Annotated in this window: 5 protein-coding genes; 2 read left to right on the top strand and 3 right to left on the bottom strand. The window is 43.2% G+C overall.

Annotated elements, in window-relative coordinates; all coding sequences use genetic code 11:
• Positions 1-407 precede the first annotated feature (407 nt).
• Both AC52RT_RS08710 and AC52RT_RS08705 read left to right on the top strand, forming a co-directional pair.
• Complete coding sequence (locus AC52RT_RS08710; RefSeq protein ID WP_495540380.1) at positions 408-749, top strand: HEAT repeat domain-containing protein; 342 nt, start codon at positions 408-410, stop codon at positions 747-749.
• Positions 749-1,660, top strand: coding sequence for an HD-GYP domain-containing protein (locus tag AC52RT_RS08705; RefSeq protein ID WP_495540379.1), 912 nt, complete (start codon positions 749-751; stop codon positions 1,658-1,660). The genes AC52RT_RS08710 and AC52RT_RS08705 overlap by 1 nt, the downstream gene beginning before the upstream one ends.
• Before the next feature lie 84 nt (positions 1,661-1,744).
• On the opposite strand, the gene AC52RT_RS08700 is transcribed toward AC52RT_RS08705, so the two are convergent.
• From AC52RT_RS08700 to AC52RT_RS08690, 3 genes are all read right to left on the bottom strand, one after another.
• Positions 1,745-2,758 (bottom strand): zinc-ribbon domain-containing protein, encoded by a 1,014-nt coding sequence (locus AC52RT_RS08700; protein ID WP_495540378.1) that lies wholly within the window; start codon positions 2,756-2,758, stop codon positions 1,745-1,747.
• Positions 2,755-2,904: a hypothetical protein gene (locus AC52RT_RS08695; RefSeq protein WP_495540377.1), complete on the bottom strand. Its 150-nt coding sequence runs from the start codon at positions 2,902-2,904 to the stop codon at positions 2,755-2,757. Before AC52RT_RS08695 ends, AC52RT_RS08700 begins: the two co-directional genes overlap by 4 nt.
• 502 nt (positions 2,905-3,406) lie before the next feature.
• The coding region (locus AC52RT_RS08690) for a tyrosine-type recombinase/integrase (protein ID WP_495540376.1) at positions 3,407-3,960 on the bottom strand (554 nt) is incomplete at its 5' end.

The following is a 3,960-nucleotide window of genomic DNA, read 5'->3' as shown; positions in this document are numbered from 1 at the left end:
TTTTCCAGTTCTTCAGGACCTAATACCTTGTCTTCTGCCATAGTCGTATCCTCCCATTCTTGTTTTATGTTTAAAAGGATTCTATCAGTTTCCTATCTATGATGAAACAACGGGATGCCTGAATTTACATCCCGTTTACGCATTGTTTTATTCTGTTAATGGAAATATCCGCCCCGTATTTGTTGGCTTTGTCCTGAAAATAATCGACTAAGAGCTTCGAGAAATCGTGGCTCTTTTTGCTTGTCCGGATAAACTGGAAAAGTGTCATGAATGACAGAAATCCATTTCAGTGAGTCGAATCTTCAAAATGTAAAGTTTACAGATATTTAAAGTCATACCGATTATCACCGTTAAGAACTTCCTTATAATATTATAAAAGGATGGTTTTAGAAGGGAAGTCGGTGGTAATGGCTTTTTCTGATGGTTTGAAGGATAAAGTACTGAAACTTGGCGCGAAGCAGAAGCTCGGAGCCGTGATTAAGTATGCTGATAACCCTAATGATGATGTAAGAATGGCTGTAGCAATGGCTCTGGGCATGATCCCCACCTACGATTCCGGCATGGCACTGATACCCTTATTGCGTGATCATTCTCCAATGGTAAGAGCGTCAGCGGCCGAAGCAGCTGCTGCAATCAATGCCAAGCACTGTTTGGAATATGTGAAGAAGCTGGCGTTTGCAGATCCCGATGCCAATGTTCAGCAAGTAGCTAAGAGAGCTTTCGATAAGCTCAGGGACACCGTTGTCTGATGGATATAGTTAATTATTTGATGATAATAGCCGGTGCGTTACTGATGGTAACGAACATCGTAAGATACATCCTCTTTATGCGGAACTCTCACGATGTCCTCTCATCAGGTATGCGCCGTGACAGGATAAGGAAGAGAATATCACTAGTCTTGCTTATATTCTTCCTTGTCGGTTATCTTATTATTGCCATCTTCTCCAAGCCGGATCTCATAATGGCGATGGTGCTTTTCGGCGGAAGTATCTTTGTAATGTTAGTGCTTGACCTCATGTACGGACTTCTCGATACAGCCAAGAAGAGAAGTATCGACATAGCCGAAGTGCTTGTAGGCGTCATTGATGCCAGAGACCCTAACCTTAACGGTCACAGCCTTCAGGTTCAGGCAGTAACGATGCTTTTCTATAAACATCTCCCGAATAGTATCAAGAAGGATATAAATCCCGTAAGCCTTGAGTATGCTGCTCTCATGCACGATGTCGGCAAGCTGGGCGTACCGGAAGCAATCCTCAATAAGCCTGCCAAGCTGACTGATGAAGAATGGACCGTTATGCGTACTCACCCGGAGGTCGGAGTAAAGATAATGGCTCCGCTTGCGACCTTTGCCACGATCTCGGACTGGATCTTGTATCATCACGAGAGAGTTGACGGCAACGGGTATTACCATAAGAAGGCTGACGAGATCCCTACGGCGTCGAGAATAATAGCTATAGCTGATACATATTCGGCAATAACGATGAGAAGGGCATATAAGGCGCCGAAAACTCACGAGGAAGCAATGGCGATAATCAAAGAAGTCGCGGGGACGCAGCTTGATAAGGAACTCGTTGATATCTTCCTGAGCATCCCGAAGGAAGAATTCGAGGATTGTATGCCGGAGAAGTTCAATATTAAGGAACCTGCAAAACTTGCCTAGAAATACACAAAACCTGACAGGCACACTCAAAACTTGACAGAATCAATGCAAAACTTGTCAACTTCGGCCCCAGTGGAGCCGAAGTTAACCTTTGAGTTTCCATTGAGAATAATTGTTTCGTATTGTCTCCAGATCTTCGATAGGGTCTGAAAAGAGATGAATATGAGCATCAGTAAATGCCTTTCGGACTTTTCGGATGCTTTCTGCTTCCGGGAGCCTTTCAGACATACTTACATATTTAATATTCTTAGTGTTGCATATATATTCTTTTAGTTTGATTTCCTTGCCCGAGCTGCAGACATCGATTATTAAACCGATATCAGGAAGATAAGCTGTTACGGGTAGCCCAATGAATGATTCTGTATTCGTGATTATCTTCAGACCATTCCTTCCTGCGTAGAAGATAGTAGCCAGTTGCGGTAGGAGATAAGTGAAATCTTTTGCTATCTTTTTCTTAGCCAAGCGCATATCTCTAAGCTGCTTAAGACCATTGGCGATGCAAAAAGGACAGATGCGGCCGTTTGCTTTGGAATAAACTACAGCTTGATAGTCGTTTCCGCATTTAGGACAATGCCACCAGACATTAGTACGGTTCTTGTATGTAATAGTTTCGGGAGAAAGGTCTTTATTCCTACTCGACCATTCAGGGATCAGATCAGGGTGTGTTGTCGCAAGATCGTTATAGCCCTTCCAGACACGTTGGCCGGCACAGTAAGGACAGCCATGACCATCTGTACGATCCGCAACACGTGCTTTCCACGCATGACCATTCTCACATACCCACAGAACCTCGGCATTTGACTTAGAGGAGACTTCTGAGGGCATTAATGGATTCTTAGGGGACCATGACTTTACAAGCTCTGGAAAAACAGTCTGAAGGTCGTTGTAGCCTTTAAGGACAGCTCTATGCTCACAGTACGGACAGCCGCTACCTTGTACTCTGTTCTTAACAACAGCCGTCCATGTATGGCCGTTATTGCAGATCCAGGAAACCTTCTTGTGTGATCCACAGGTAACGGAAGACGGAGACAGTTCGTTATTTGGGTCCCACTGGGACAGCAGATCCGGTCGTTCTTCTGCCAGAGATTTGCGTCTCATAAAGGGAGATCATCAATGCAGAAGTAATAGGCACCGAAGCGCTTAACCGTTTCGTTGTAGCTTTCTTCTATACGCTCAACTCTGAACAGAGTTCTCCACAACTTATTAAGGAGAACAGCCAGTGAACCAACCCAAGTAATGTACATAAGCTACCTCCAATTCTTCAAGATAAGGATAAATTGAAGGAGCAAATCGTTCCAATGTGCGATTTATAACTTGAAAAAACAGGGACATGCATTGATATATCCTTATCAATGCCTTTATATCTTTATATATGATTACAAAAGAAAACCCTGAGACATATGCTCAGGGAATTTTCTTGTCGTACCTAGTTTTAAAAATGTGCGATTTTTCGGCACATTGGGAGCTTTGTCGTAGTGTTGTCGTAGTATTTGTCGTAGTACGCTTCTACGCAAAAATCACAAACCCAATAAAATCAAGGGTTTCAAGGAATGAATTAGTCCAGAGGACGCATTGTCGGGACGACTATCGAACATATGTTCTGTTCATCTATTATCATGTATTATCATGATTTTCCGACTGCCTTAATTGTTCCATCATCTGTTGTCATCTGACTACGTTTTGAACCTTTGTAGGCACATTGTAGCCTTGGGCAACTTTTTTGTGTGCAATCCGTTCGACCTCTTCCTACACGATATTTGTGTGATTAAGTTGTCTAAATACGTCTTGCTTCTTGGACTCAGATACTTCTGCGTAAATATCCAGAGTTGTCTGAATGTCCTTGTGACCCATGATCGTCTGGATCACTTTAATGTTTGTCTCGTTCTCGCAGAGGCGGGTACAGAATGTATGCCTCGTAATGTGACAACTGAAACTCGGAATCATAAGAGGTTGTCTGCCTTCTCTTCTTGCATTCACTTGCTCACGTGCATTGTGATCATTCACGATTCTTTTAATCTCGCGATTGATCGATGCCTGGTTGTGAAAGTTCCCGAACCTGTTACAGAAAACAAATCCGGAGAATCCTCCAAGTTCCATTACACAGTGGTTGCCTGTCTCTTCCTGATACTTTTTCTCGGCGATGAATGCTTCCTTAACCTTATCGAGAAGAGGGATGTCTCTCTTACCTGCCTCGGTCTTAGGATCAGAGAGCTCGTATTCACACTTCGATCCCTTATCAACTCTGGGGCAGTAGGTGATATCGTGTCGAATCGACACTTTATTATCATCAAAATCAATAT

The organism is Peribacillus sp., assembly GCF_059453735.1.
Note: the sequence above shows the minus strand (reverse complement) of the source record. Positions and strands in the feature narration are given on the sequence as shown.

Coding starts and splice junctions, on each gene's coding strand:
- AC52RT_RS08700 (WP_495540378.1), bottom strand. CDS start 2,758: ATGAGACGCAAATCTCTGGCAGAAGAACGACCGGATCTGCTGTCCCAG.
- AC52RT_RS08705 (WP_495540379.1), top strand. CDS start 749: ATGGATATAGTTAATTATTTGATGATAATAGCCGGTGCGTTACTGATG.
- AC52RT_RS08695 (WP_495540377.1), bottom strand. CDS start 2,904: ATGTACATTACTTGGGTTGGTTCACTGGCTGTTCTCCTTAATAAGTTG.
- AC52RT_RS08710 (WP_495540380.1), top strand. CDS start 408: ATGGCTTTTTCTGATGGTTTGAAGGATAAAGTACTGAAACTTGGCGCG.